Below are 25,193 nucleotides of genomic sequence, written 5' to 3'. Positions count from 1 at the left end.
CCTCGTCAGTCTAAGTGGCCGCTGACCCCTTTCTGGCGAATCGAAACGGAAAGTGCAACCGCGATCAGTTTTCGAGAAGGAAGGCGACGGAACGTGCGGGTAAGGTGATTTGGGCGCCTGCCGCATTCTCGCCTGCTGCGGTCAGCAGAGACCAGCCGCCGCTCTCGGCAGCAGGCAATGTGATGGCGCGTTCGTCTGAGGCGCGATTGAAGACTATGGCGAGCCGCGTCGCCCGATTCTTGGCGTGATCCTGTGTTTTGAGCGCCATGCCGAGCACGGCCGCCTTCGGCGCCTCCCAATCGGGCACCGCCATTGGCGTTCCTGCGCCTGAGAACCAGAGCACATCGCCATCGCCGTGAAAGAAATCCATGTCGCCAAAGGCGGTGAAGCGGCGGCGCAGGCCGGCGAGCCAGGCGGTATGGCCGATCAGTTCCTCGTCCAGCACCTTCCAGTCCATCCAGGTGATGGCATTGTCCTGGCAATAAGCGTTGTTGTTGCCCTGCTGGCTGCGTCCGCCTTCATCGCCTGCGGTCAGCATGATCGAGCCGCGTGTGGCAAAGAGCGTCGAGAGCATGGCTTCGATATCGGCGCGGCGCTTGCGCTGGATCGACGGATCATCCGTCTTGCCTTCGACACCGTTGTTCCAGGAGAAGTTCTCGTTGTGGCCGTCGCGATTGTTCTCGCCATTGGCCTCATTGTGCTTGTTCTCGCAGGAAACAAGGTCCATCAGCGTGAAGCCGTCATGGGCGGCGAGGAAATTGACCGTGCGCGTCTGTGCGCGCCCGTCGCGGCCGAAGATGGAGGAGGAGCCGGCAAGCACGGTCGCGAGATCGCCGATGCCGGCATCACCGCGCCAGAAGCGTCGCAGGTCGTCACGGGCGCGGTCGTTCCATTCGAGAAAAGGTGTGGGGAAATTTCCCAGCTGGTAGCCGCCCGGGCCGATGTCCCAAGGCTCGGCGATCATGACGCGATCCTGCAGCACCTCGTCCGCCAGCATGGTGCGCAGCGTCATGCTTTCCGGATCGAAGCCCTTGCCGTTGCGGCCGAGCACGGTGGCGAGGTCGAAACGGAAGCCGTCGATGCCGGCATTCCGAACGAAATGGCGCAGGCTGTCGATGATGAGCTTGCGCGTTGCCGGCTGGTCGCAGGCGACGGTATTGCCCGTGCCGGTATCGTTGACCAGCGTGCCGGGCTGGTCAGGCAAATGGCGGAAATAGGTGGGGTTGTCGAGGCCGCGCAATGACAAGGTCGGCCCCTGGCGATCGCTCTCGCCCGTATGATTGAAGACGAGATCGAGAATGACGGCGATGCCTTCGGCGTGAAGGGCTTCGACCGTCTCGCGCAACTCCTTCATGCCGCCGGGCGCGAGGCGTGGATCGAGCGCCATGAAGGCGACCGGGTTGTAGCCCCAGCCATTGGTGAGGCCGAGCGGCGGCAGGTGCCGTTCGTCGATCCATGCGGTGATCGGCATCAGCTCGACAGCGTCGACCTGAAGGCGCCTGAGATGCGCAATGATGGACGGGTGGGCGAGGGCGCCGAGCGTGCCGCGTTGTTTCGCCGGCACATCGGGATGCAGCATGGTGAAGGACTTCACGGCGATTTCATAGATCAGGCCGCCGGGCTGAAACAAAGGCTTGGCCGGCTTGACGGCGACATCGCGCGAGACGATCGCCTTGGGCATCAGATCCTGCGTATCGGCACCGAAGACACCCAGTCGTGGATCGTAACGAAACGGCCGATCGAGCTCCCTGGCGTAGGGATCGACCAACAGCTTGGATGGGTCGAACCACAGGCCGTGATCAGGATCATAGGCGCCATGGGCGCGCAGGCCATAGCGCGCGCCTTCCCTTGCGTCCTTGACGAAAAGGCGATGCTCATCGCCATCGCGGGTGAGCGGAAGCCGCGCGATTTCCTTGTGGCCCTCGGCGTCGAACAGACAGAGGTCTATCTGCTCGGCGTGTCTGGAGTAGACAGCAAATTCGACACCCGAGTCGGTGAGGGTGGCGCCAAGGCAGCGGGTTGTCGGTTCGGACATGTCTCGCGGGCTTTCCATTTTCGGACGTTGGAACGAAGGGGATGCAATTTGCCGTCGTTCCCGGATACACCCCTCATCCGTCTTTCGGCGATTTCGCTCTGCTCAATCACCGAAATCCACCTTCTCCCCGAGGGGAGAACGTCCTTATGGCACAATCTCCTCTCCCCTCGGGGAGAGGGCACAGTGAGGGGGCTCTGCAAAAATTGCCGTCAGGTAATCACCGTCGGCGCGTCACGGCCGGTGCGGCCCTTGATATCGGCGATTTCCTGGGCGGCGACGATGAGATCGGCCAGCGCTTCCTGGGTTTCGATATTGTGACGGGTCGGATCGGGCTCGTAGCGCTCGATGTAGACGCGCAGCGTCGCGCCCGTCGTGCCGGTGCCTGAGAGACGGAAGACCACGCGGGAGCCGCCCTCGAAGAGGATTCGGATGCCCTGATGCTGGCTGACCGACTTGTCGACCGGGTCGTGATAGGCGAAGTCGTCGGCGGCGGAAACGGTGAGATCGCCGAACTTCGTACCCGGCAGGGTCGGCAGCTTTTCGCGCAGTGCTGCGATCAGGCCGTTGGCAGCATCGGTGTCGACGCCTTCATAATCGTGGCGGGAATAATAGTTGCGGCCATAGGTGGCCCAATGCTGCGTCACGATATCGATGACGCTCTCGCCCCGAACGGCCAGGATGTTCAGCCAGAGCAGCACGGCCCAGAGGCCATCCTTTTCGCGAACGTGGTTGGAGCCGGTGCCGGAGCTTTCCTCGCCACAGATGGTCGCCATGCCGGCATCGAGCAGGTTGCCGAAGAATTTCCAGCCGGTCGGCGTCTCATAAATGCCGACGCCACGCTTTTCGGCAACGCGATCGGCGGCGCCGCTGGTGGGCATCGAGCGGGCAATGCCGGCAATGCCGTGCGAATAGCCTGGAGCGAGATTGGCGTTGGCCGCGAGAATCGCCAGGCTGTCGGACGGAGTGACGTAGATGCCTTTGCCGATGATGAGGTTGCGGTCGCCGTCGCCGTCCGATGCGGCGCCGAAATCGGGCGCATCGTCGCTCATCATGTCGTCGTAAAGCTCCTTGCAGTAGACGAGGTTCGGATCCGGGTGGTGACCGCCGAAATCCGGCAGCGGCAGGAAGTTGCGGACCGATCCGTCCGGCGCGCCGAGGCGGATCTCGAAGATTTCCTTGGCGTAGGGGCCGGTGACGGCGCTCATCGCGTCGAAGTTCAGGCGGAAGCCGAGGCTGATCAGATTGCGGATCGCGCCGAAATCGAACAGCTCCTCCATCAGAGCCGCATAGTCTTCGACGGGATCGATGACGGAAACGATCATGCCGCCCACATCTTCGCGGGCAATGCGATCGAGGTTGATGTCCGGGAAATCGGATATCTTGTAGCTGTCGATGACCTTCGAGCGCTCATAGATGGCGTCGGTGATCTTCTCCGGCGCGGGGCCGCCATTGCTGATATTGTATTTGATGCCGAAGTCTTCGGTCGGGCCGCCGGGATTGTGGCTTGCAGACAGGATGATGCCGCCGAAAGCCTTGTATTTGCGGATGATGTTGGAGGCTGCGGGCGTCGAGAGGATGCCGCCCTTGCCGACCATGACCTTGCCGAAGCCGTTCGCGGCGGCCATCTTGATGGCCTTCTGGATGACTTCGCGATTGTAGTAGCGGCCGTCGCCGCCGATGACCAGGCACTTGCCCTGATAGCCTTCGAGCGAATCGAAAATCGACTGGATGAAGTTTTCCGCGTAGTTCGGCTGCTGGAATACGGGAACCTTCTTTCGCAGGCCCGAGGTGCCGGGCTTCTGATCCGCGTAGGGGGTGGTGGGTACGGTTTTAATCATCGGGTTAAGCGCCTCTCGAGACTAGACTGGAGTAGAGAGCGGCGTAGCGTTCTGCGCTCCTGCCCCAGGATACGTCGGATTTCATGCCCTGCTTTTGCATCTGCGTCCAGACCTTTCGATCCTGGAAGAGGTGCATGGCACGGCGTATGGCCTGCAGCAGCCCTTCGGCGGTGACGGGCGAAAATTGGATGCCGGTCGCGACTTTTGCCTGCAGCGCGGCATGGTTGGCGTCGATAATCGTATCGTTGAGCCCACCCGTCCGTGCAACGATCGGCAGGCAGCCGTAGCGTAAGCCATAAAGCTGCGTGAGACCACAGGGTTCGAAGCGCGACGGGATGATAATCGCGTCACAACCGGCCTGCAACAGATGCGAGATCGGCTCGTTATAGCCGGCGGAAACGCCGACACGGCCGCGATGACGGCCGGCCGCGGCAAATAGCGCGCCCTCCAGCGCCGCATCGCCCGCGCCCAGAATGGCAAGCTTGCCGCCCATGTGGACAATCTCGCCGGCGATACTTGCCAGGAGATCCATGCCTTTCTGCCAGGTGAGCCGGCTGACGACACAGAAGATCGGACCATCATCGTCGTCGAGGCCGAAATGTTCGATGACCCGGTGGCGGTTGATGGCACGATCCTTCAGCGTCGCCGCGCTATAGGTCTGTGCGATCATCGGATCGGTCGCCGGGTTCCAGATGTCGTCGTCGATGCCGTTGACGATGCCGTAAAGATTATGGGCCTTGCTGGTGATGACGCCTTCGAGGCCCATGCCGAATTCCGGTGTCAGGATTTCTTCGGCATAGGAGGGGCTGACCGTGGTGAGGGCATGCGCGGTCTGCAGTCCGCCTTTGAGGAACCCGACATCGCCGTAATATTCCACACCCTCCATCGAAAAGGCATGCGCCGGCAGGCGCAGGCTCGGGAAGATATCGGAGCCGAACTGGCCCTGGAAAGCGATGTTGTGGATGGTGAGGACGCTCGGCAGCTCCGGCGTCGGATTATAGCGCATGTAGACCGGCACCATGGCCGACTGCCAGTCATGCGCATGCACGAGATCCGGCAGCCAGCCCGGCATAAGGCCGGCGGCTATTTCCGCGCCGGCCAGCGATAGCGCGGCGAAACGCCGCCAGTTGTCGGGATAATCCTTGCCTGTCGCATCGACATAGGGGCCGCCGGTGCGGCTGTAATAGGCCGGCGCATCGAGCACGAGGAAAGAAATGCCTGCATGCTCGACTTCCAGAACGGTGGCCGGCTCGCCGAGGAGATCCGGAAGCTCCAGGCGAGCAACCGGATCGCGGATGGCTTTCATGACGGCGGGATAGCCCGGAATAAGGGTCTTGGTTTCGACGCCGTAGGGCTTCAGCGCGATGGGCAGGGCGCCGGCCACGTCGGCCAGGCCCCCCGTCTTGATCAAGGGGAAGACTTCGGACGAAACCGAGAGAACCTTCATAGGTTACAAATCCAGCTTGTCGATCATCGATTGGGTGATCAGGCAAATGCCGCTTTCCGTGCGGCGCCAGCGCTTGGCATCGAGGTCCGGATCCTCACCGACTACCAGCCCTTCGGGAATGGTGACGCCATGGTCGATGACGACATTCTTCAGTTGCGCGCGGCGGCCGATCTTGACGCTCGGCAGCACGACGGCTCCCTCCAGCTTGGAGTAGGAATTGGCGCGCACACCGGTAAAGAGCAGGCTGTTGTAGAGGCTCGCGCCGGAAATAATGCAATCGCCGGCGACGACGGAAGAAACTGCCGAACCGCGGCGATCCTCGTCGTCATGGACGAACTTGGCGGGCGGGCTGATTTCCGCATAGGTCCAGATCGGCCAGGACTTGTCGTAGATGTCGAGCTCTGGCACCACGGCCGTCAGGTCGATGTTGGCCTGCCAATAGGCATCGATCGTCCCGACATCGCGCCAATAGGCTTCGCGCTCGAAATCGGAGCGAACGCAGGATTGCGTGAAGCGATGGGCGACGGCTTTGCCGTTCTTGACGATGTAGGGAATGATGTCCTTGCCGAAATCGCGACTGGAGTTCGGATCGGCCGCATCGCGCTTCAGGCATTCGATCAGGAACTTCGTGTGGAAGACGTAGATGCCCATGGAGGCGAGCGCGAAATCCGGATTGCCCGGAATGCCGGGCGGATCGGCCGGCTTTTCGACGAAATCGATAATCTCGTCCTTCTCGTTGACATGCATGACGCCGAAGCCGACGGCTTCCATGCGCGGCACTTCGAGGCAGCCGATAGTAACTTCCGCGCCGGAATCGACGTGCTGCTGCAGCATCCACTCATAGTCCATCTTGTAGATGTGGTCGCCGGCGAGGATGACCATGTATTCCGGGCCGTAGGGCTCGATGATGTCGATGTTCTGGTAGACGGCGTCGGCCGTGCCTTCGTACCATTGCGTCTCCGAGACGCGCTGCGACGCCGGCAGGATATCGAAGCTTTCGTTTCGCTCCGGACGGAAGAAGTTCCAGCCGCGCTGCATATGGCGGATCAGCGAGTGCGCCTTGTATTGGGTGGCGACGCCGATGCGGCGGATGCCGGAATTGAGTGCGTTGGATAGCGCGAAATCGATGATTCGCGTCTTGCCGCCGAAGTAGACGGCCGGCTTGGCACGGCGGTCGGTCAGTTCTTTCAGACGGCTCCCACGCCCGCCGGCAAGAACGTAGGCCATGGCATCGCGCGCCAGCGGCTGGAAACGTTTTTCTACCATTTTATTCCTCCCTGTCCGTAATGATCTCAAAATTCCGGTTCGAGCATGATGGTCGCCAATGGAGGCAGCGTTATTATCGCTTGTACGCCTCCGCCTGCGCTGACGGCTTGTACTCGCCCGCCATTTCCTTTGCCGCTGCCGCCGTAGATATCGGCATCGGTATTCAATATCTCGCGCCACCGCCCCTCAGCCGGCAGGCGCAAGGTATAATTCTCGCGATAGACTGGCGTAAAATTGGTGATGACGGCAACCGGCTTTTCGCCCGGCGCCTTGCGCAGCCAGGCAAAGACCGAGTTTTCGAAATCATCGACGACAAGCCATTCGAAGCCGTCGCCCTCGCAATCGCGGGCATGAAGGGCCGGCTTGCTGCGATAGGTGAAGTTGAGATCGCGCACGAGACGCCGCATGCCCTCATGCATGCGGTATTGCAAAAGGTTCCAGTCGAGCGCGCGCTCTTCGCTCCACTCGCTCCATTGCGCGAATTCCTGGCCCATGAAGAGCAGCTTCTTGCCGGGATAGCCCCACATGAAGGCATAATAGGCACGCAGGTTGGCGAATTTCTGCCAGTCGTCGCCGGACATCTTGGCGATCAGCGATCCCTTGCCGTGGACGACTTCATCGTGCGAGAGCGGCAGGACGAAATTTTCCGAGAAGGCGTAGATCAGCCCAAAGGTCAGCTCGTTGTGGTGATACTTGCGATGCACGGCCTCGCGGGAGAGATAGCTCAGCGTATCGTGCATGAAGCCCATGTTCCACTTGAAGCCGAAGCCGAGGCCGCCTTCATGGACAGGCTGCGATACCTTCGGCCAGGAGGTCGATTCCTCGGCGATCGTCATGACGCCGGGATGAGCCCCATAGATCCGGGTGTTCATCGACTGCAGGAAGCGGACGGCCTCGAGATTTTCGTTGCCGCCGTATTCGTTCGGTATCCATTCGCCATGCTTGCGGGAATAGTCGAGGTAAAGCATGGAGGCGACGGCATCCACGCGTAAGCCATCCAGGTGGAATTTTTCGGCCCAGTAGAGCGCGTTGTTCAAGAGATAGGCGAGCACCTCGGTGCGGCCGAAATTGTAGATCGCCGTGTTCCAGTCGGGATGGAAACCCTTTCGCGGGTCCTCATGCTCGTAGAGCGCCGTGCCGTCGAACCAGCGCAGGCCATGCTCGTCGGTGGGGAAATGCGCCGGCACCCAATCCAGGATGACGCCGATGCCGACCTTGTGGCAGCCGTTGACGAAACGGGCAAAGCCTTCCGGCTCGCCGAAGCGGGCGGTCGGCGCATAGAGGCCGGTGGTCTGATAGCCCCAGGACGGATCATAGGGGTGCTCGGTGATCGGCAGGAATTCGATATGGGTGAAGCCCATGTCGACGCAATAGGGGATGAGGCGCGAGGCAAGCTCGTCCCACGAGAGCATCGAGCCGTCGTCCCGGCGCTGCCAGGAGCCGGCATGGACCTCGTAGATGCTGATGGGCTGGCGGCGCTGGTCGACGCTTGCCCAATGCTCGAGGTGGGCCGAATCCTCCCATGCCTGGCTGAGCTCGGCGGCCGTGACCGAAGCGGTCTTGGGGCGCAGTTCGCTGCGGCGGGCGAAGGGATCGGCCTTCAGCGGCAACACCACGCCGTCATGGCCGCGGATCTCGAACTTGTAGGCCACGCCGGCCGGCACGTCGGGAGCGAAGATCTCCCAGATGCCGGAGTCGGAGCGGAAGCGCATGACATGGCGGCGGCCATCCCAATTGTTGAAATCGCCGACGACCGAAACGCGCTGCGCATTCGGCGCCCAGACGGCGAAATGGAAGCCCTGGACACCTTCGTGCTTCATCGGGTGCGCGCCCATCTTGTCGAAGAGGCGCAGATGCGTGCCCTGACGGGCGAAATAGTCATCCATCGGCCCAAGGATCGGGCCGAAGCTATAGGGATCGGTCACTGCCCATTCGGCATCGCCGCGCCGGGCGCGATAACGCAGCGGCTGCTGCTTGCCGAGCTTCACGTCACCGGAAAAGAAGCCCGCCGGATCGAGGCAGTCCAACTCGCCGATGACTGAGCCGTCCAGCGCCAAGGCGGTGACGGATTCCGCGCCGGGGATGAAACAACGCACCACATAGCCGTCATCCGTCTTGTGGGCGCCGAGGACGGCGAACGGATTGGAATGGGTGCCTTTGAGAATCGCAGCGATCTCGTCTGCCGAAATATCCCTCAAGCTGTTGCCGTCACCGGGTTTTTTCGGCTTCTTCATCCGGCTCTCCAGATTTCCTTGGCATATTGGCGTATCGTACGGTCGGAAGAGAACCAGCCCATGCGAGCGGTATTGTTGATTGTCTTGGCATACCACTCCGACGGGTTGGCCCAGAGAATATCGACTTCGCGCTGTGCCGACGCGTAGGCGTCGAAATCGGCGGCGACCATGAACCAGTCGTGGCTGTAGATGCCGTCGATCAGGCTGGCATAACGGTTGCGGTCATCGGGCGAGAAGACACCGGAGGCAATGGCCGACAGAGCCTGCGAGAGTTCGCGCGAACGCTCGATGATGGCGCGGGGATCGTGACCGTCGCTGCGCAGGTTGGCGACCTCATCGGCCCGCAGACCGAAGATCACGATATTGTCCTCGCCGACATTGTCGCGCATTTCGACATTGGCGCCGTCGAGCGTGCCGATCGTCAATGCGCCATTGAGGCCGAATTTCATGTTGCCGGTGCCTGATGCTTCCATGCCGGCGGTCGAGATCTGTTCGGAAAGGTCGGCGGCCGGAACCATGACCTCGGCAAGCGAGACATTGTAGTTCGGTACGAAGACGACCTTCAGCAGGCCGCGCACCGACGGATCGTTGTTGATGACGCGGGCGACGTCGTTGATCAGCTTGATGATGAGCTTGGCGTTGTGGTAGCTCGGCGCTGCCTTGCCGGCGAAGAGCTTGACGCGCGGCTGCCAATCGAGCTCCGGATGCGAGCGAATCTGATCGTAGAGCGCCACGGCTTCGATGACATTCAGAAGCTGGCGCTTGTATTCGTGAATGCGCTTGATCTGGATATCGAACATCGCGTTCGGATCGAGCTTGATGCCCATGCGGCTGGCGACGAGATTGGAAAGCTGCACCTTGTTGGCACGCTTGATGGCGGCGAATTTTTCCTGGAAGGCGCTGTCGCGGGCGAATTGATCCAGCGGCTTCAATTGCTCGGCATCGTCGAGGAAGGCATCGCCGATGGTTTCGCGCACGAGGCTGGTGAGGCCCGGATTGCACTGCATCAGCCAGCGGCGCGGCGTAATGCCGTTCGTCTTGTTGTTGATGCGGTCAGGGTAGAGCTTGTGCAGGTCGGCGAAAACCGTGACCTTCATCAGGTCGGTGTGGAGTGCCGAAACGCCGTTGATCGAATGCGAGCCGACAAAAGCGAGGTTGCCCATGCGCACGCGGCGGTCGCCGTTCTCGTCGATCAGCGAGATCGAGCGAATTTCCGTATCGCTGAAGTTGCGCAGCTTGCGTGCCTCGACGAGAATCTTGGCGTTGATGGCGTAGACGATCTGCATGTGGCGCGGCAGCAGCCGCTCGAACAGCGGAACGGGCCAGCTTTCCAATGCCTCCGGCAGCAGGGTATGGTTGGTGTAGCCGAAGGTGTTTTTGGTGATATCCCATGCCTTGTCGAAGTCGAAGCCGTGGACATCGACCAACAGGCGCATCATCTCGGTGACGGAAACGGCCGGATGCGTATCGTTGAGCTGGATTGCAACCTTGTCGGCGAGATTGGTCAGATCGTCATATTGCTGCAGATGGCGGCGCAGAATGTCCTGCAGCGAGGCGGATGAGAAGAAGAATTCCTGGCGCAGGCGCAGTTCCTGGCCGGCTGGCGTCGCATCGGCCGGATAGAGAACGCGCGTCAGGCTCTCGGCCTTGTTGCTCTCGCGCAGCGCGCCGATATGATCGCCGGCGTTGAAGGCGTCGAGCAGGATCGGATCGATCGGCTGTGCCGACCAGAGGCGCAGCGTATTGACGCGCTTGCCGCGCCAGCCGACGACGGGCGTGTCGAACGCCGTGGCGATAACGCGCTCGGCCGGCTTCCAGACATAACGCGGCTGATCGTCATGGCCGCTGACGGTCTCGACAGCACCGCCGAAGCCGATTTCATAGGAGCTTTCCTGACGTTCGAATTCCCAGGGGTTGCCGTGCGCCAGCCAGGTTTCGGGCAGCTCCACCTGCCAGCCGTCGGCCATTTGCTGGCGGAACAGGCCGTGGACATAGCGAATGCCGTAGCCATAGGCCGGCACGTCGACGGTTGCCATGGATTCCATGAAACAGGCGGCGAGACGGCCGAGGCCACCATTGCCGAGGGCCGCATCGGGCTCGATACCGGCGATGACACGGATATCGACGCCGAGCGAGGAAAGCGCGTTGGTGATCTCCTCCATCAGGCCGAGATTGGAGACCGCATCGCGCATCAGGCGGCCGATCAGGAATTCGAGCGATAGATAGTAGACACGCTTGGCACCGGTCTCATAGGTCTTGCGGGTCGATTCAATCCACTTGTCGATGACGCGGTCGCGAATGACGAGGATCGTTGCCGTCAGCCAGTCATGCGGTTTGGCGACCTTGGCGTCCTTGCCGATACGATAGGTCAGGCGCTCGATGATTTCTTCGGCAAGGATTTCCGGGCGGGAACTGCGCGGGGCTGGAACGGGGAGATCGGCCTTCGTCAAGTTATTCATATCATCAACTCTCGCCATTTGTGATTTATATTCAGCCCCTTACGGCCAATTAAATCGATTTGCCTTCCGTTTCACTATCAGTTTACGCACTGATGTAAAGCAGTTGCAACAAGCGAGTTGCGCAGATGCGAAAATTGCGGCGAAAGGTTTGGCGTGAGCGGGAAAAGACTTGATTCCGATGATATTTCGAGCTTTTATTCGCGCATCGATCAAAAGAAAAGCCGCGCGATACTCGCATCGCGCGGCTTTTTCTTTGTTCTCTATCCTTGGTTGCTTTGTGCTGCTGCCGGTGGGGTCACTTGGTCAGGAGCGTCATCTGCTTGGCCGCCTGAGCACCGATACTCTTGAAGGCGGCCACGAGATCGGACATTTGTTGCGCATCGAAATAATTGGACGGGCTCGAAGCGCAGGCGGCGAGCAGTGTCTGTCCGCGTGTCGGAGCCATGAAGGCAACCGTATAGATCTGCACGCCGGCGTCCTTTGCGGCCTGGCATGTATTCAGCGTTTTTTGATCGGAACTTGTGTCGTTGTTTTCGCCGTCCGTCATCAAGACTATATATTTCTGAAAGGTCTTGTTGCCATTGTTACTTTGTGCAGTTGCCTCGGCAACGGCGGTAACGCTGTTATAAGCCTTTTTCATCGGAGCGTTCGATTCGGTGCCCCCTTGGGCATTCAGTCCGCTCACGACATTCGTACGGGTCGTTTTCGTTCCCCAATCGAGATTGCTGAAGCTGTCGACCTGACTGCTCCAGGCAATGGCCGCTGTGCGAACATATTGTGACTTGGGATCGGCGGCATCCAACCGGTCGAGAAGGCTACTTACTGCCGTCTTCAGCGCATCTATTTTCTTGATATAGCAGGGGCTTATCGGATTTGGATACTGATACAGATAGTTGCCGTTGGTATAATACTGTATGCAGCTGGCTTGTGTCTTGTCGATGGCGTTTGTGTTGAGCAGCATCGATCCAGACTTATCGAGTGCAATTTCCATCGACAGGGCGGTTTTTTGAACGGCCGTTCCGCTCGTGCTTGAACTCGACGATGAAATTGTCATCGATGTCATGCCGAGCAGGCGGCTCATGCTGTTGACCTGCATGCCGTAGGAAGCGTCGACCTTAACAGTATAGCTCGTGCCGCCGGATGAATTGCTGCTCGATGTTACCGTGGTCGATGTTCCTGCCTTCAACGCGTTCGTTGTCGTGGTGTCTCCCGGCAGGTAGTTCGACATCTGGCCGAGGACGAAGTTGTTGGCGAGATCCTTAGCGGTCGTCGTCGTTGCCGTCCCGTTAGCGAGCGAAGTCGCTGCCGCAAGTGCGGCTGCGTCGGTTGCTTCCTGAAGCTCGCTGTGCGACAGCGACATGTTGGTGACGTCTACCGCCATGCCGCCCGCTGCTACCAATACGGGTACAGCAATCGCCGTCAGGATGCCAAAATTTCCAGCTCTATCACGTAGAAGTTGTTTTAATGCGCAAAGTAGATCAGAGCCGGCAAGCATCATGTCCGCCTATTCGAAAGAGTTAAGTTCCCAAGAACGGCGAGACTATCAATTACAAATCTTAGTTGAGCGTTTAAGCGGCAGGTTGATTTTTAACGAATGACGCAATCTGGCACGATTTGCTTCAGATTTTTACTACTTTAAGCATATTCTATTTTAGTGGAACAACATCTACTGCCTGAACGGCCTTCTGGCTGCCATAGCTTTTAAGCACGCCGATGACGGGTGCGACATCGGAGTAATCGCGACCATAAGCGACGACGATATGGTCCGTGCCGGCGGGAATATTGTTGGTCGGATCGAGCTCGATCCAGCCGGCCGTCTCGCCGCACCAGACGCGCACCCAGGCGTGCATGGCGTCGGCGCCCTCGAGCCGTTCCTTGCCGGGCGGCGGGATGGTACGCAGGAAGCCGCTGACATAGCCGGCGGGGATGCCGAGACTGCGCAGCGCAATGATCATCACATGCGAGAAATCCTGACAGACGCCGCGCTTGAGGCGGAAGGCCTCTTTCGGCGTGGTGTCGACCGTCGTCGCCTTGGGGTCGTAGGTGAAATCCTTGTGTATCTGCGCGCAGAGCGCATGGGCGATCTGCAGGGTCGTCAGGCTGGTCGATCGCCACTGCCTGCTGTAATCGGTGATTTCACTCGTCTCAGGCAGGCGCGGGCTGCTACCGAGGAAATGGTGGGGCGAAGAGGGGTCGACCGACCAGCAATCATCGATCTCTTCGGGCAATTTGGCGAGCAAGGGCGAAAAATCCGCTGCGACGGGCTGGCTTTCCACCTGGACACGCGCCTGCATGCGGATATCGAGCCTCTCGTGCGGATCGCGCACGAGGATCGAAGTTGCCGGATGCTGGAAGAAATCCGTGAAGTTCGATTGCTCGTCCGGGCCTGGGGTTATTTTCACCGAGCCGGCGATCAGCCTCTGCCGATTGGGCAGGGAGAGCGGCATGACACGCAATATATGCCGTGCGCCGCTGGCCGGCACGTCGTATATGTAGCCCATGTGAAGCGAGAGATCATAGAGCATCACGTCATCCGAGATAGGTGCGTGCCAGCAGATCGGAAAGCCGCTCCAATTCGCGTGCCAGCTGCTGGTAGACTTCGACGGTCATCGCTTCGGGCGTCATCACGGCAAGACCCGAATGCAGCCGCATGGCCTCGCGGTAAAAGGGCGACATCTGGCCGTTGACGAAGGCATTCGGCAGCTGTTCCACTTCGCGGTGAATCTCGTTCATCTGAAAGAGGATCGAACGCGGATTGAGGGGATCGAGCGCCAGGAGATCGGTCACCGTCAGGCGGGCCGTATTGACGTTGTAGCGGCGGCGATGAGTCATGACGCTGTCGCCGATCTCAAGCAGCATGTCGAGCGCGCCATCGGGCGCATCCGGACCGGACATATGGCCGAGCAGCCGCGTCATATGCAGGCCGCGCTCGATGTATCGCCCGAGCGACAGGAAACGCCAGCCGGTGAAGCGATACATGTTTTCGTGCACGAGGCCTGCGAAGCCAGCAAGCTTGCGCAACAGGATCGTCATGGCATGACTGGCGTCGTCGCCATGCTTTACCCGCTCCTTGAAACGGCGCGCGGTCTTGGCAAGATCGTTCAGCGCGAGCCAGCCGTCCGGGGAAAACCGGTCGCGGATGTTGCTGGCCGAATAAACCGCGCTGTTTATGTTGCTCAGCAGGCTTTCGGGAACCGCCTCCTCGGTATCGATATCGATGGCGGCGAGATAGGCGCTGACGTCGGCAAGCAGAGGCTGCTTCGGATCCGCCGCCTCGGCAAAACGCCCATGCCAGGCGCGCAGGATGCGCAGGGCGCCTTCGGCCCGCTCGATATAGCGGCCAAGCCAGAAGAGGTTGTCGGCGGCTCGGCTCGGCAGGCTGCCTGGCATATTGCGGGTGAAGGTTTCTTCGGCCGGCAGCAGTGTATGGGCTTCGACAGGCTTGTCGGAGACGATCCAGACATCGGCGGCCGAGCCGCCGGCCTGCATGGCGATGGCGGCAACATCGTCACCGCTGCCGATGCGGGCGAAGCCGCCGGGCATGATCTGCCAGCCGTTTTCGGTGCGGGCCGCGAAGACGCGCAGGCTCATCGGCCGCGGCGTCAGCCTGCCGTTGACCCAGGCCGGCGTGGTTGAAAGCGTGACGACTTCCTGGCCGACCAGCTTGTGACCTTCGCTCGCCAGCCATTCCGCGATCGAATCGCGGGCGGTGCTGCGCAAGGTCGAGCCCAGCACGGACTGGCCGTTATCGTCGAAGAAGGGCATGCAGGAATAGGCCGGCCCGATCACCATCTTCTCGATATTGGCGGCGACATGCTCGCGCTCGGCCTTCTGGCCGCACCACCAGGTGGCGATCGACGGCAGCTTCAATTCCTCGCCGCGCAAATGCCGACAGATGGTCGGCATGAAGGCGAGCAGGGCACGCGTCTCGAGGATGCCGGAGCCGAGTGCATTGACGATCGTCACCGTCTGCGCCCGTAGCGCCTCGACCATGCCCGGTGTGCCGATATGGGAATGCTGGTTGAGCTCCAACGGATCGGCATAGGAAGCATCGAGGCGGCGCCACAGGACGCTGATCGGCCGCAGTCCAGCGACGGTACGCACCATCAGCTGGTCGTCGACGACGGTGATGTCTTCGCCCTCGAGCAGCATGAAGCCGAGATAGCGGGCGATATAGGCGTGCTCGTAATAGGTCTCGTTGGCGGGTCCCGGAGTCAGAACGGCGACCCGGCCCTCGCCGCTGCGCTTGCCACCCAGCAGGGCATCGCGAAACGCGCCGAAGAAGGAGGCGAGGCGATGAACCTTGGTTTCCGCATAGATATCGGAGAAGGCGCGAGTGGTAGCGACGCGCGTTTCCAGTGCAAAGCCGGCGCCTGATGGTGCTTGCGCGCGGTCGGCCAGCACCCACCAGTTTCCATCCGGGCCGCGGCCGACTTCGAAGGCCAGGAAATGCAGATAATGACCATTTGCGGGCTTGACGCCGACCAGCGGACGCAGGAATTCCGGATTGGCCGCGATCAACGCCGGCGGCAGCAAGCCTTCGCTCACCAGCCGGCTGTCGCCATAGATATCGGCCATGACCGCTTCGAGCAGATCGGCGCGCTGGCGCAGCCCTTCCGAAAGCGATTGCCATTCGCGCTCATCGATCAGCACGGGAATATGCGAGATCGGCCAGCCGCGTTCGCTGGCGCCAGTCGTCCCATAGGCCCGATAGAAAACGCCGGCATCGCGCAGATAGCGGTCGGCTCGGGCGAAGCGCTCCGTCAGCTCCAGTTCCGACATGCGCGACAGCGCCGACAGCAGATTTTGCCAGACCGGGCGAACGGCGCCTTTATTGTCGACCATTTCGTCGGCGACGCCGGGCAACGGACGATAGGCGAAGGCCGGTTCCTTACCGGTTCCGGTCTTCACTTCGTCCCGCCGTTCCGTCGCCGGTTTTCTAGCCATTCACAGTTCCGTCTCAAATTCCTGCCGGCCGCCTGAGGTCGAGCGTCAGAGGAAATTCCACCGACGCAGTCTCCGGTCGCAAGGCGTAGCCACCCGCTGTATGCCCCCAAGGTTCGAAACGCGCAAGTCGTCGCGCTTCCGCCTCGTTGCCGTTGACGGGGAATGTGTCGTAGTTGCGGCCGCCAGGGTGAGCAACATGGTAGATGCAGCCGCCGATCGAGCGCCGCGACCATGTGTCGTAGATATCGAAAGTCAGCGGCGTATCGATGGGCAGAACGGGATGGAGGCCTGAGGCCGGATGCCATGCCTTGTAGCGCACGCCGGCGACCGAAATGCCGGACGCTCCCGTCGGCGTCAGCGGCACGGGGCGGCCATTGCAGGTCACCGTATAGCGCGATGGATTGGAGGTTTCGACTCGAACCTGCAGGCGTTCCACCGACGAATCGACATAGCGGACAGTGCCACCGATCGCGCCTTCTTCGCCCAGCACATGCCAGGGCTCCAGCGCTTGGCGCAATTCCAGTTTGCTGCCTTCATATTCGACTTCCCCGCAGAAGGGAAAACGGAATTCAAGCTGCGCCTGGAACCATTCCGGCCGCAGGTCGAAACCGTTTTCGCGGAGATCGGCGAGAACGTCGAGGAAATCCTGCCAGATATAATGCGGCAGCATGAAGCGATCATGCAGTGTCGTGCCCCAGCGCACGAACTTGCCGTCGATGGGATTGCGCCAGAAACGGGCGATCAGCGCGCGCACCAGTAATTGCTGGGCAAGGCTCATGCGGGCATTCGGCGGCATTTCGAAACCGCGGAATTCGACGAGACCGAGGCGTCCCGTCGGGCCGTCAGGCGAAAACAGCTTGTCGATGCAGATTTCCGAGCGGTGGGTGTTGCCGGTGACGTCAGTCAGGAGATTGCGGAAGAGGCGATCCACCAGCCATGGAAGCGGCTGCAATCCGCGGCCGGGTGCCGGGACCTGGGCCAGTGCGATTTCCAGCTCGTAGAGGCTGTCATGGCGGGCCTCGTCGATGCGCGGCGCCTGACTGGTCGGGCCGATGAACATGCCGGAGAAGAGATAGGAGAGCGAGGGATGGCGCTGCCAGTGCAGCACCAGGCTCTTCAAAAGGTCGGGACGGCGCAGGAAAGGGCTGTCCATGGTGCTGCGGCCGCCGACGACCACATGGTTGCCGCCGCCGGTGCCGGTGTGGCGGCCGTCGATCATGAACTTGTCGGTGCCGAGCCGGCTGGCGCGCGCCTCCTCGTAAACCGCCGTGGTGATATCGACGGCTTCCTTCCAGTTCGATGCCGGATGGATGTTGACCTCGATGACGCCGGGATCGGGGGCGACGCGGATGACATTGATGCGCTCATCCTGCGGCGGCGGATAGCCCTCGATGTGAACCGGCAGGTTCAGGGCCGCAGCGGCCCGTTCGGCTGACGCAACGAGATCGAGGTAATCCTCGACGCTGACCGTCGGTGGCATGAAGATGCAGAGGCGTCCATCGCGCGGCTCGACGCTGATGGCCGTGCGCACATAGCCGCCGATCTCATCGAGGGATTGCGGCATGATCGGCTGCTGGCCGGTGAAGGGCTGGAAATGGGCAGCCTGCAGCGGCCGGCCCTTGTCCTCACCATAGTCAGGCAGCGCTTCACGCGGGATCGTCGGGTCCATCGGGTTGATGTAGGGATATTGCGATGCCGGTATCCAGCCGAGCGAGTTCAGCGGCAGGCGGTAGCCGACCGGGCTGTCACCAGGCGTCAGGAAGATGCGGCCGCGGCGCGTGCGCCATTTCTCGCTCGTCCAGCGACGGCCGCTGGCGCGCGCATTCCATGCCTGGATGGGGAGGATATAGCCCGTGGGCCGCGTCAGTCCACGTTCGAAGACGCGGGCCATTCGCGAACGCTCTTCCGGATCCTTCAGCTTCGAATTGGATGGATCGACATTGTCGGGCAGGTTCGCTTCCTTCACCAGCCATTCGGCTGGATCTTCGAAGGCGGGCGCCACATAGCCCGGCTCGATATCGAGTTCGCCGGCGATCGCCGTCAGCAGGCGGCCGGCATCGTCCTCGGTGACGCTGTAGTCGCGGCCTTCATTGGCGATCAGATCCGGATTCGACCAGATCGGCAGGCCGTCGCGCCGCCAGTAGAGCGAAAAGGTCCAGCGCGGCAGGCTTTCGCCGGGATACCACTTGCCCTGGCCGTAGTGCAGGAAGCCATTCGGCGCGAAGCGTTCGCGCAGGCGGCGGATCAACGTATCCGCTTTTTCACGCTTGGTCGGACCGACGGCTGCAGTATTCCATTCGTCCGACTCGAAGTCGTCGATCGAAACGAAGGTCGGCTCGCCGCCCATGGTCAGGCGCACGTCTCCTTCCTTCAGGATCGCGTCGACCTTTTCGCCGAGTTCGTTCAGCGCATCCCAGCTTTCGTCCGAGAAGGGCTTGGTGATGCGCGGATGCTCGGCGACGCGGGTGACCTTCATGTCGAAATCGAATTCGGTCTTGGCTTCGCCGAAATAACCGCCCGAGATCGGCGCGGCATTGCGGTAATGCGGCGTGGCGGCAAGCGGAATATGGCTCTCGCCCGTCAGAAGGCCCGATGTCGGATCGAGGCCGACCCAACCGGCGCCGGGGAGGTAGACTTCCGCCCAGGCATGCAGGTCGGTGAAATCGACCTCGGTGCCGGAAGGGCCGTCGAGCGCCTTCAGGTCGGGTGTCAGCTGAATGAGGTAGCCGGAGACGAAACGGGCGGCGAGGCCGAGATGGCGCAGGACCTGAACAAGCAGCCAACTCGTATCGCGACAGGAGCCTTTCGCCTTTTCCAAGGTCTCCTCAGGCGTCTGGACGCCGGCTTCCATGCGGATGACATAGCCGATTTCCTGCTGCAGGCGCGTATTGAGACCGACGATCATATCGACGGTCTTTTGCGCGGAGCGGTCGAGCGTGGCGAGGAAGGCTTTCAGTCTGGGACCGGGTTCTTCCGGCTTCATATAGATTGACAGATCCTCGCGGATGGTCTCGGGATAATCGAAGGGCCATTTCGTCGCTTCCTCTTCGACGAAGAAGTCAAAGGGATTGTAGACCGTCATGTCGGCGACGAGATCGACTTCGATCTTCAGCTCGGTTACCGGATCGGGAAAGACGAAGCGGGCGAGATAGTTGCCGTAGGGGTCCTGCTGCAGGTTCACGAAATGATTTGACGGCGTGACTTTCAGCGAATGGCTCAGCACGCGCGTCTTGGAATGCGAGGCGGGTTTCAGGCGGATGATCTGGGGGCCGAGGCGAACCGGATTGTCGTATTTATAATGGGTGAGATGATAGATGCTTGCCTTGATCGCCATATGTCTCTTCGCCTAGCCCGCATCGTTGTGCGGTGATTGCTGTTCCCACCAGCAGTGTGTGCAATGCAGCGAAAGAAAGCAAGGCGTCTCCCGGCGCTTCGGAAGCTCCTGCCGTGTAATGCCAAGAAAAAACGGCGGGCTTTTGCCCGCCGTTCTGAAATCTGGATCTGTTTGCTTGCGGATCAGCTTCTGCCGAACTCATCGACCAGGCGGATGATGTCGTCCTCGCCGAGATAGGAGCCGGTCTGCACTTCGATCAGCTCCAGCAGGATCTTGCCGGGGTTCGACAGGCGATGCACTTCGCCGAGCGGGATATAGATCGATTCGTTTTCGCGCAGCATCTGCACGTTTTCGCCGACTGTCACTTCGGCCGTGCCCTTGACGACGATCCAGTGCTCGGAGCGGTGGTGATGCTTCTGCAGCGACAGCTTCTTGCCCGGAAGCACGAAGATGCGCTTGACCTGGAAGCGCTCGCCGTTCAGCACCGAGGTATAGCCGCCCCAAGGGCGATAGGAGGTCGGGTGCGTCTCGGTGAGCTTGGCGGTCTTCTTCTCGCTTGCGAGCAGCTTGACGAGCTTGCCGACTTCCTGGCTGTCCTTGAGGTGGCCGACATAGACGGCGTCCTCGCTGGCGATGACGGCGACGTCCTCAAGCCCCTGCACGGCGACGTGCAGGCTGTGCGTCATCACGAGCGAATTCTTCGTGTTGACCAGTGTCGTGGCGCCGGCCGATACGTTGCCGCTTTCGTCACGATTGCCGACTTTCCAGACCGCGTCCCAGCTGCCGAGATCGGACCATGTGAAGGGCGAGGGAACGACGGCGGCGTTCGCCGTCTTTTCCATCAGCGCGTAGTCGATGGAAATGTCGGGGCTCTTGGAGAAGGCATCGGCATCCAGACGGGTGAAATCGAGGTCGCGGGTTGCCTTGGAAACGGCCTTGCTGGCCGCTTTCTCGACGTCGGACGCATATTCCTTCATTTCGTCCAGAAGCTGTGCCGCCGAGAACATGAACATGCCGGAGTTCCAGTAGAAGCTGCCGCTTGCCACCATTTCCTGAGCCTTGTCCAGCGCCGGCTTCTCGACGAAGCGCTTGACGGCATGGGCGCCGGTCGAAAGCGCCTTGCCGCTTTCGATATAGCCATAGCCGGTGGCCGGTTCCGTCGGCTTGATGCCGAAGGTGACGAGCTTGCCCTGAAGGGCGGTGTCGCGCGCCTGGCGCACGCAATCGTAATAGGTCGCGTTGGCATCGATCTCATAGTCCGAGCCGAGGACGTGCATGATCGCGTCCTTGCCGAAAAGCTCGGTGACGAGCGCGGCGGCAGCTGCGACGGCGGCAGCGGTATTGCGGGCGACCGGCTCCAGCAGCACGGCGGCCAGTTTCAGGTCGAGCTCGCGAGCCTGTTCCGCAACGAGGAAGCGGAATTCCTCGTTGGTCAGGACGATCGGCGCTTCGTAAAGTTCAGGATCGGCAACGCGCTCCAGCGTGTTCTGAAACAGCGTCTTGTCGCCGATGAACTGGATGAATTGCTTCGGAGCGGATGCGCGCGATAGCGGCCATAGCCGTGTACCCTTGCCGCCTGCCATAATCACCGGAACGATCTTTGCTGCCATACTCTGCCTCTCCTAGACACTTCATTCGAGAGCCGACCGCCAGGAAGCGCAACCGCTGCGCCTTCCGCCATGCTCCTTCGACAACGTCAATCGCCATTGCGATATTTTTCGGCAAAACGCTAGCGCTAATATGTCGGCAGCGTAAACATTCGGCGATCTCGGAGCGGAAATCCCAATGAAAATCCATTCACGGCGCTGTCCTGCATGAAAAGGCGGAGGCCGTCGGGAAACGGTCTCCGCCATAGATTCTGGATTGCTCGTTCGCAAACAGCAGCCTTCAGCGGCTGGGCGTCTACGCTTCCGCCCTGTCGTGCTGTTCGCCATGTGCCGGCACATGGTCGAGGGCGTTGCGCCTGTTGTAGCGGATCGACGACCAGAGTGAGATGCCGATCAGGGCCGCGCCGCCGAGGCCGGTGATGACTTCAGGAATGTGGAACAGTGTCTGCACATACATGATCACCGAGAGGATCAGGATGGCGTAAAAGGCACCGTGCTCGAGGTAGCGGTAATGGGCAAGCGTGCCCTTTTCCACCAGCATGATCGTCATGGAGCGGACATACATGGCGCCGATGCCGAGGCCGATGGCGATGATGAACAGGTTCTGCGTCAGGGCAAATGCGCCGATGACGCCGTCGAAGGAGAAGCTGGCGTCGAGGATTTCGAGATAGAGAAATGCGCCGAAGCCGCCCCTTGCGGCTGCGCTCATAGTCTTTTGCGAGGCATCCAGGAAACCTGCCAGGACTTCCACCAGGAGGAAGGTCAGGAGGCCATAGATGGAGGCATGCAGGAAGGTCGTCGAATCGTCGCCGTCGAGCAGAGAGCTGAAGATCAGAACAAGAACCAGCACGAAGGCGATTTCAACGCCCTTGACGGTGGCGAAATGTGCCATGCGCTTCTCGATGAAGCCAATCCAGTGCACATCCTTTTCGTGATTGAAGAAATAGGTCAGGCCGACCATCATCAGGAATGTGCCCCCGAAGGCGGCGATCGGCAGATGTGCATTCTGCATGATCTCGGCATATTGCTCCGGCTTGGTGGCGGCCAGCTTCAGCGCCTCCCACGGGTCGATCCAGGCGGCGATCGCGACGATTGCCAGCGGAAAGACGATCCTCATGCCGAAGACGGCGATGATGATGCCCCATGTCAGGAAGCGATGCTGCCAGACCGGCGTCATCTCCTTCAGTTTGTTGGCATTGACGATGGCATTGTCGAAGGAGAGCGAAATCTCCAATACGGCGAGAACCGCGCAGATGAAGAAGGCCGTGGCGAGGCCACCCATCGTGCCGGTGGTATTCCAGCCCAGAAAGGCGCCGAGAGCAAGGCCACCGATGGTGACGGCAAAGGCCCAGCCGAAATAGCCGAGTACGGATTTGGAGGCGGCGGGCGGCGTCATGGGCGCACCTCGCCACAAAGGAACTGATGATTTTCGGATGGAACGGGCAGCCATATGCCGAAGACGGCATGCGGGCGAGGCATGGTCAAGCTGTTCATGAAAGAAATCCGCCGGCTCATCTGCAGGCGGTACCGACATCGCGAGAGCGCCGTGAAAACTCTCGCCAGAGGGGCCCGGCACCAAAGTTCAATCCGTCGCCGATGTCAGGAAGGCGCGGAGATAGTCAATAGTTAGTGAAGTCGCGACGCAGGTCAAGAGTTGAAATAGGGCCTGCTGACCTTGCTCCCAATAATTGCGAATTTGGGGAACCAAACGGAAAAGGCCGCGTTTGCCCCTCACGCATGTTTGCGCCGTCCGCTACGCGGATCCCTCGAGCGGATCCGTTACCTTCAATACAGCGATCGACAGGAGAAGCTCCCATGAGCCCTTATTCCATTCACCGCAACGAACCATCGCAGAAGCCGGAATTGACGGAGCGGCAGAAGAAGGCTCGGCCGAACACGCTTCGCCAGGCCCAGGTCCTGCCGCCACATCAGGTGGATCTGACGCTGCATCCCGTGACCCATGAGGATGTGCATGTCCCCGCCCATGTCAACGGCGCGGATCTCTCGCGCGAAGCGCCGGCAGACGCCAATCATAACCACAAGCAAAAGAGCGGCCCGCAGCATTAAACGGACCGCGCCTTGTGCGACGGCAATGCCTGCTTATTTGTGCCGCGGCGTTTTGCCGTCGGACGTGAAGCTGCCGTTGAAGCTCATTTCCGTCGATTTCGCCGAGCATTGGATGGCAATCGGCTTGCCTGCGTAGGGATTGGCAAAGGTGCACGTGCCCTTTGCCTCGACTTGACCGGATATCTTGCTGCCGGCCCCTGTCGAGATGACATCGATCGGCAGCTGCGCGGTTCCCTTCTCACTGCCGGGCTTGATACCCTTGCCGTTGCCCTGGAAGCCGAGCATCTTGCCGCCTGATGTGAAGATGAAGGTCACCGAGCCGTCCGGACCCGTCACGCTGGCGATTTCGGCCTTGCATCCTTTGGAGGCGTCGAGCTTGCCGACCACGAGTTTGGAACATTTTCCACTGACGACGGTGACGCCTTGCGACGGGAAATTTTCCACTGCGCCGGCCGAGGTCGCGGCCAAGACGGTCAATCCAAAAGCAATGCCTGCGAATCGCATAAGAAGGGCTCCTTTCAAGCCCACGCAGTTTGCCGATCAAAATGTGGCAGTCAACCCAAAGCAGGGCGCGAGCCTGAACCGGCCGCCGATCGGTCCGATCGCCCGTTGTGCTTCACGCTCGTAACCGGAGCAGGCCGCTATCGCAAAACGACCGCTCAGGGTTGTGCGGATTTCAGTGAGGGGCCGATTCCGGGACGAGCGAGCCGATCAACTGCAGCAGGGCGTTCTGGCGGTTGCCGCCGCCGGCCAGGAATTCGTAGAGGGTCATGGTTTTCTCGCTGCCGCCGTCGACGACATAGTCCGCCTGGCGGATGACGTAGACCTCGCCGCTCTCGGTGTCGCGGGCGAGATGGAACATGTATTCATCGCCATTCGGCTTGTGGTTCTTGTAGAACTGCCGCTTCATCACCGTCATCTCGTCCTCCCGTATGATCGATGCGCTGATATGACAGTAGGATGACGGCGCGCCCGGAAGTCAAGCGGCTTCTGGCGAGAACTTGTGTCGCAGGCGGCGTGCAACTCGCAATCGCCGCGAACATCAGCATGTGATTGGCTATCTTCCAAAAGACGATTATTCTCGACCTGCGCTCGAATTTTCGGGCGCGGGAGGAGCGGTTCAGCTTTTCATAAAACCTCTGACCCGCTCTATCTTTTGCTTTTACGCAGTTCCGGACGGAAAGGCGCTTCGCACTTTTTCCGGAATTGCTCTAGTTGGAGATCGAAGCACATGAGAATGATGTTAGCGCTGGGAGCGATTTTGAGCCTGGCATGCGTCTCAGCAGGTGAGGCGCCTTCAAACTATCAGACCTATCACGGCATTCGCGCCGACAGCGATCCGGTGGTGCTTGCGACATACGAGAGGGTTCTCGATCGCTGCGAGCCTGAGGCTTATTCCTGGCACCGTGGCTCTCCGGATCCAAACAGCACGCTTTACTGGCTGGCTCTGCGGGATTGCCTCTACCGCCACGGTTTTGTCGATCGCGGTGCCTACGCCTATCCCACGACGGCGGTGTTCCGGCATTTCCTGGATCGCTGATCGTCTGCAATTCGTTTTGGCTCCCGATCGGCTCATTGGCCAATCTGCTCCAAGGCAAACTTAGGTTCAGCAAGTCGATGACGAAACTAAAAAGGCCTTTCGATTTCTCGAAAGGCCTTTGCTTATATCGATAAATAAACCTCCACCTACGGTGGAGGACTGGACGAGTTCTACACGGTAGTTGAGAGACCTCCTGCTTGAACCGCTGGGGTGGCCCAGACTTCGAACAAGGAGGTTTTATGGATGAGCAAACGCTCTCGCATGCGACGTGGGACTGCAAGTATCACATTGTTTTTGGCAGCAAATACCGCACGAAAAGACTTTACGGGGACGTGCGGCGTGAGTTGGGAGAACTCTTGCGTCGGCTGGCACAGCAGAAAGGCTGCCAGATCGAGGAGGGTCATCTGATGCCCGACCAT

At 60.6% G+C, this 25,193-nt stretch carries 17 protein-coding genes; 3 read left to right on the top strand and 14 right to left on the bottom strand.

The features are described 5' to 3' along the window. Window positions 1-64 precede the first annotated feature (64 nt). From glgX to PH552_RS24885, 12 genes are all read right to left on the bottom strand, one after another. Complete coding sequence (gene glgX, locus PH552_RS24940) at window positions 65-2,035, bottom strand: glycogen debranching protein GlgX (RefSeq protein ID WP_183764830.1); 1,971 nt, start codon at window positions 2,033-2,035, stop codon at window positions 65-67. Between the two features lie 209 nt (window positions 2,036-2,244). Next, a complete protein-coding gene (locus PH552_RS24935) occupies window positions 2,245-3,873 on the bottom strand; it encodes an alpha-D-glucose phosphate-specific phosphoglucomutase (RefSeq protein WP_112343294.1) in 1,629 nt (542 codons plus the stop codon). Between the two features lie 4 nt (window positions 3,874-3,877). Then, window positions 3,878-5,320, bottom strand: coding sequence for a glycogen synthase GlgA (gene glgA, locus PH552_RS24930; protein ID WP_183764833.1), 1,443 nt, complete (start codon window positions 5,318-5,320; stop codon window positions 3,878-3,880). A 3-nt stretch (window positions 5,321-5,323) separates the two neighbouring features. Next, window positions 5,324-6,586 (bottom strand): glucose-1-phosphate adenylyltransferase, encoded by a 1,263-nt coding sequence (gene glgC, locus PH552_RS24925; protein ID WP_112343296.1) that lies wholly within the window; start codon window positions 6,584-6,586, stop codon window positions 5,324-5,326. Between the two features lie 26 nt (window positions 6,587-6,612). Next, window positions 6,613-8,820, bottom strand: a complete 2,208-nt coding sequence (glgB, locus tag PH552_RS24920; protein ID WP_113250024.1) for a 1,4-alpha-glucan branching protein GlgB — start codon at window positions 8,818-8,820, stop codon at window positions 6,613-6,615. Continuing rightward, window positions 8,817-11,279: a glycogen/starch/alpha-glucan phosphorylase gene (locus PH552_RS24915; RefSeq protein ID WP_112343298.1), complete on the bottom strand. Its 2,463-nt coding sequence runs from the start codon at window positions 11,277-11,279 to the stop codon at window positions 8,817-8,819. The genes glgB and PH552_RS24915 overlap by 4 nt, the downstream gene beginning before the upstream one ends. Before the next feature lie 295 nt (window positions 11,280-11,574). Then, entirely contained in the window at window positions 11,575-12,777 is a 1,203-nt protein-coding gene (locus PH552_RS24910; RefSeq protein ID WP_285166334.1) for a vWA domain-containing protein, read from the bottom strand. 148 nt (window positions 12,778-12,925) lie between these two features. After that, a complete protein-coding gene (locus tag PH552_RS24905; protein ID WP_112343299.1) occupies window positions 12,926-13,804 on the bottom strand; it encodes a transglutaminase family protein in 879 nt (292 codons plus the stop codon). A gap of 4 nt (window positions 13,805-13,808) precedes the next feature. Continuing rightward, window positions 13,809-16,226 carry a circularly permuted type 2 ATP-grasp protein gene (locus PH552_RS24900; RefSeq protein WP_112343300.1) on the bottom strand — a complete coding sequence of 806 codons (2,418 nt, stop codon included), beginning with the start codon at window positions 16,224-16,226 and terminating at the stop codon, window positions 13,809-13,811. Between the two features lie 13 nt (window positions 16,227-16,239). Then, window positions 16,240-19,560: a transglutaminase family protein gene (locus PH552_RS24895; RefSeq protein WP_183764837.1), complete on the bottom strand. Its 3,321-nt coding sequence runs from the start codon at window positions 19,558-19,560 to the stop codon at window positions 16,240-16,242. A gap of 182 nt (window positions 19,561-19,742) precedes the next feature. Next, a complete protein-coding gene (locus tag PH552_RS24890; protein WP_112343302.1) occupies window positions 19,743-21,170 on the bottom strand; it encodes a mannose-1-phosphate guanylyltransferase/mannose-6-phosphate isomerase in 1,428 nt (475 codons plus the stop codon). 292 nt (window positions 21,171-21,462) lie between these two features. After that, window positions 21,463-22,563 (bottom strand): DUF475 domain-containing protein, encoded by a 1,101-nt coding sequence (locus PH552_RS24885; RefSeq protein ID WP_113250019.1) that lies wholly within the window; start codon window positions 22,561-22,563, stop codon window positions 21,463-21,465. Window positions 22,564-22,982: 419 nt separating this feature from the next. On the opposite strand from PH552_RS24885, the gene PH552_RS24880 reads away from it, so the two are divergent. Then, complete coding sequence (locus PH552_RS24880) at window positions 22,983-23,234, top strand: hypothetical protein (RefSeq protein ID WP_112343304.1); 252 nt, start codon at window positions 22,983-22,985, stop codon at window positions 23,232-23,234. Between the two features lie 33 nt (window positions 23,235-23,267). Here the strand turns inward: PH552_RS24880 and PH552_RS24875 are convergent, their stop codons facing one another. Together PH552_RS24875 and PH552_RS24870 are read right to left on the bottom strand one after the other, a co-directional pair. Continuing rightward, window positions 23,268-23,738 (bottom strand): hypothetical protein, encoded by a 471-nt coding sequence (locus PH552_RS24875; RefSeq protein WP_112343305.1) that lies wholly within the window; start codon window positions 23,736-23,738, stop codon window positions 23,268-23,270. A gap of 172 nt (window positions 23,739-23,910) precedes the next feature. Next, window positions 23,911-24,153: a hypothetical protein gene (locus tag PH552_RS24870; RefSeq protein WP_112343306.1), complete on the bottom strand. Its 243-nt coding sequence runs from the start codon at window positions 24,151-24,153 to the stop codon at window positions 23,911-23,913. Window positions 24,154-24,465: 312 nt separating this feature from the next. Here PH552_RS24870 and PH552_RS24865 point away from each other — a divergent pair, with 312 nt between their 5' ends. Both PH552_RS24865 and tnpA read left to right on the top strand, forming a co-directional pair. Then, window positions 24,466-24,774: a hypothetical protein gene (locus tag PH552_RS24865; RefSeq protein ID WP_112343307.1), complete on the top strand. Its 309-nt coding sequence runs from the start codon at window positions 24,466-24,468 to the stop codon at window positions 24,772-24,774. A 239-nt stretch (window positions 24,775-25,013) separates the two neighbouring features. Continuing rightward, window positions 25,014-25,193: IS200/IS605 family transposase (tnpA, locus tag PH552_RS24860; protein ID WP_285166204.1), on the top strand; the 180-nt coding region annotated here is incomplete at its 3' end.

It is taken from the genome of Rhizobium aureum, assembly GCF_030182495.1.
Classification (GTDB): Bacteria; Pseudomonadota; Alphaproteobacteria; order Rhizobiales; family Rhizobiaceae; genus Rhizobium; species Rhizobium tropici_C.
This window is presented reverse-complemented; position numbering and strand designations above follow the sequence as displayed.

Bases quoted from the DNA above. Each gene is read 5' to 3' on its own strand.
- glgB (WP_113250024.1), bottom strand. From the start codon at position 8,820: ATGAAGAAGCCGAAAAAACCCGGTGACGGCAACAGCTTGAGGGATATT.
- PH552_RS24885 (WP_113250019.1), bottom strand. From the start codon at position 22,563: ATGACGCCGCCCGCCGCCTCCAAATCCGTACTCGGCTATTTCGGCTGG.
- PH552_RS24935 (WP_112343294.1), bottom strand. From the start codon at position 3,873: ATGATTAAAACCGTACCCACCACCCCCTACGCGGATCAGAAGCCCGGC.
- PH552_RS24900 (WP_112343300.1), bottom strand. From the start codon at position 16,226: ATGGCTAGAAAACCGGCGACGGAACGGCGGGACGAAGTGAAGACCGGA.
- PH552_RS24890 (WP_112343302.1), bottom strand. From the start codon at position 21,170: ATGGCAGCAAAGATCGTTCCGGTGATTATGGCAGGCGGCAAGGGTACA.
- PH552_RS24915 (WP_112343298.1), bottom strand. From the start codon at position 11,279: ATGAATAACTTGACGAAGGCCGATCTCCCCGTTCCAGCCCCGCGCAGT.
- PH552_RS24875 (WP_112343305.1), bottom strand. From the start codon at position 23,738: ATGCGATTCGCAGGCATTGCTTTTGGATTGACCGTCTTGGCCGCGACC.
- glgA (WP_183764833.1), bottom strand. From the start codon at position 5,320: ATGAAGGTTCTCTCGGTTTCGTCCGAAGTCTTCCCCTTGATCAAGACG.
- PH552_RS24865 (WP_112343307.1), top strand. From the start codon at position 24,466: ATGAGAATGATGTTAGCGCTGGGAGCGATTTTGAGCCTGGCATGCGTC.
- PH552_RS24905 (WP_112343299.1), bottom strand. From the start codon at position 13,804: ATGCTCTATGATCTCTCGCTTCACATGGGCTACATATACGACGTGCCG.
- PH552_RS24880 (WP_112343304.1), top strand. From the start codon at position 22,983: ATGAGCCCTTATTCCATTCACCGCAACGAACCATCGCAGAAGCCGGAA.
- PH552_RS24895 (WP_183764837.1), bottom strand. From the start codon at position 19,560: ATGGCGATCAAGGCAAGCATCTATCATCTCACCCATTATAAATACGAC.
- PH552_RS24870 (WP_112343306.1), bottom strand. From the start codon at position 24,153: ATGACGGTGATGAAGCGGCAGTTCTACAAGAACCACAAGCCGAATGGC.
- PH552_RS24910 (WP_285166334.1), bottom strand. From the start codon at position 12,777: ATGATGCTTGCCGGCTCTGATCTACTTTGCGCATTAAAACAACTTCTA.
- glgX (WP_183764830.1), bottom strand. From the start codon at position 2,035: ATGTCCGAACCGACAACCCGCTGCCTTGGCGCCACCCTCACCGACTCG.
- glgC (WP_112343296.1), bottom strand. From the start codon at position 6,586: ATGGTAGAAAAACGTTTCCAGCCGCTGGCGCGCGATGCCATGGCCTAC.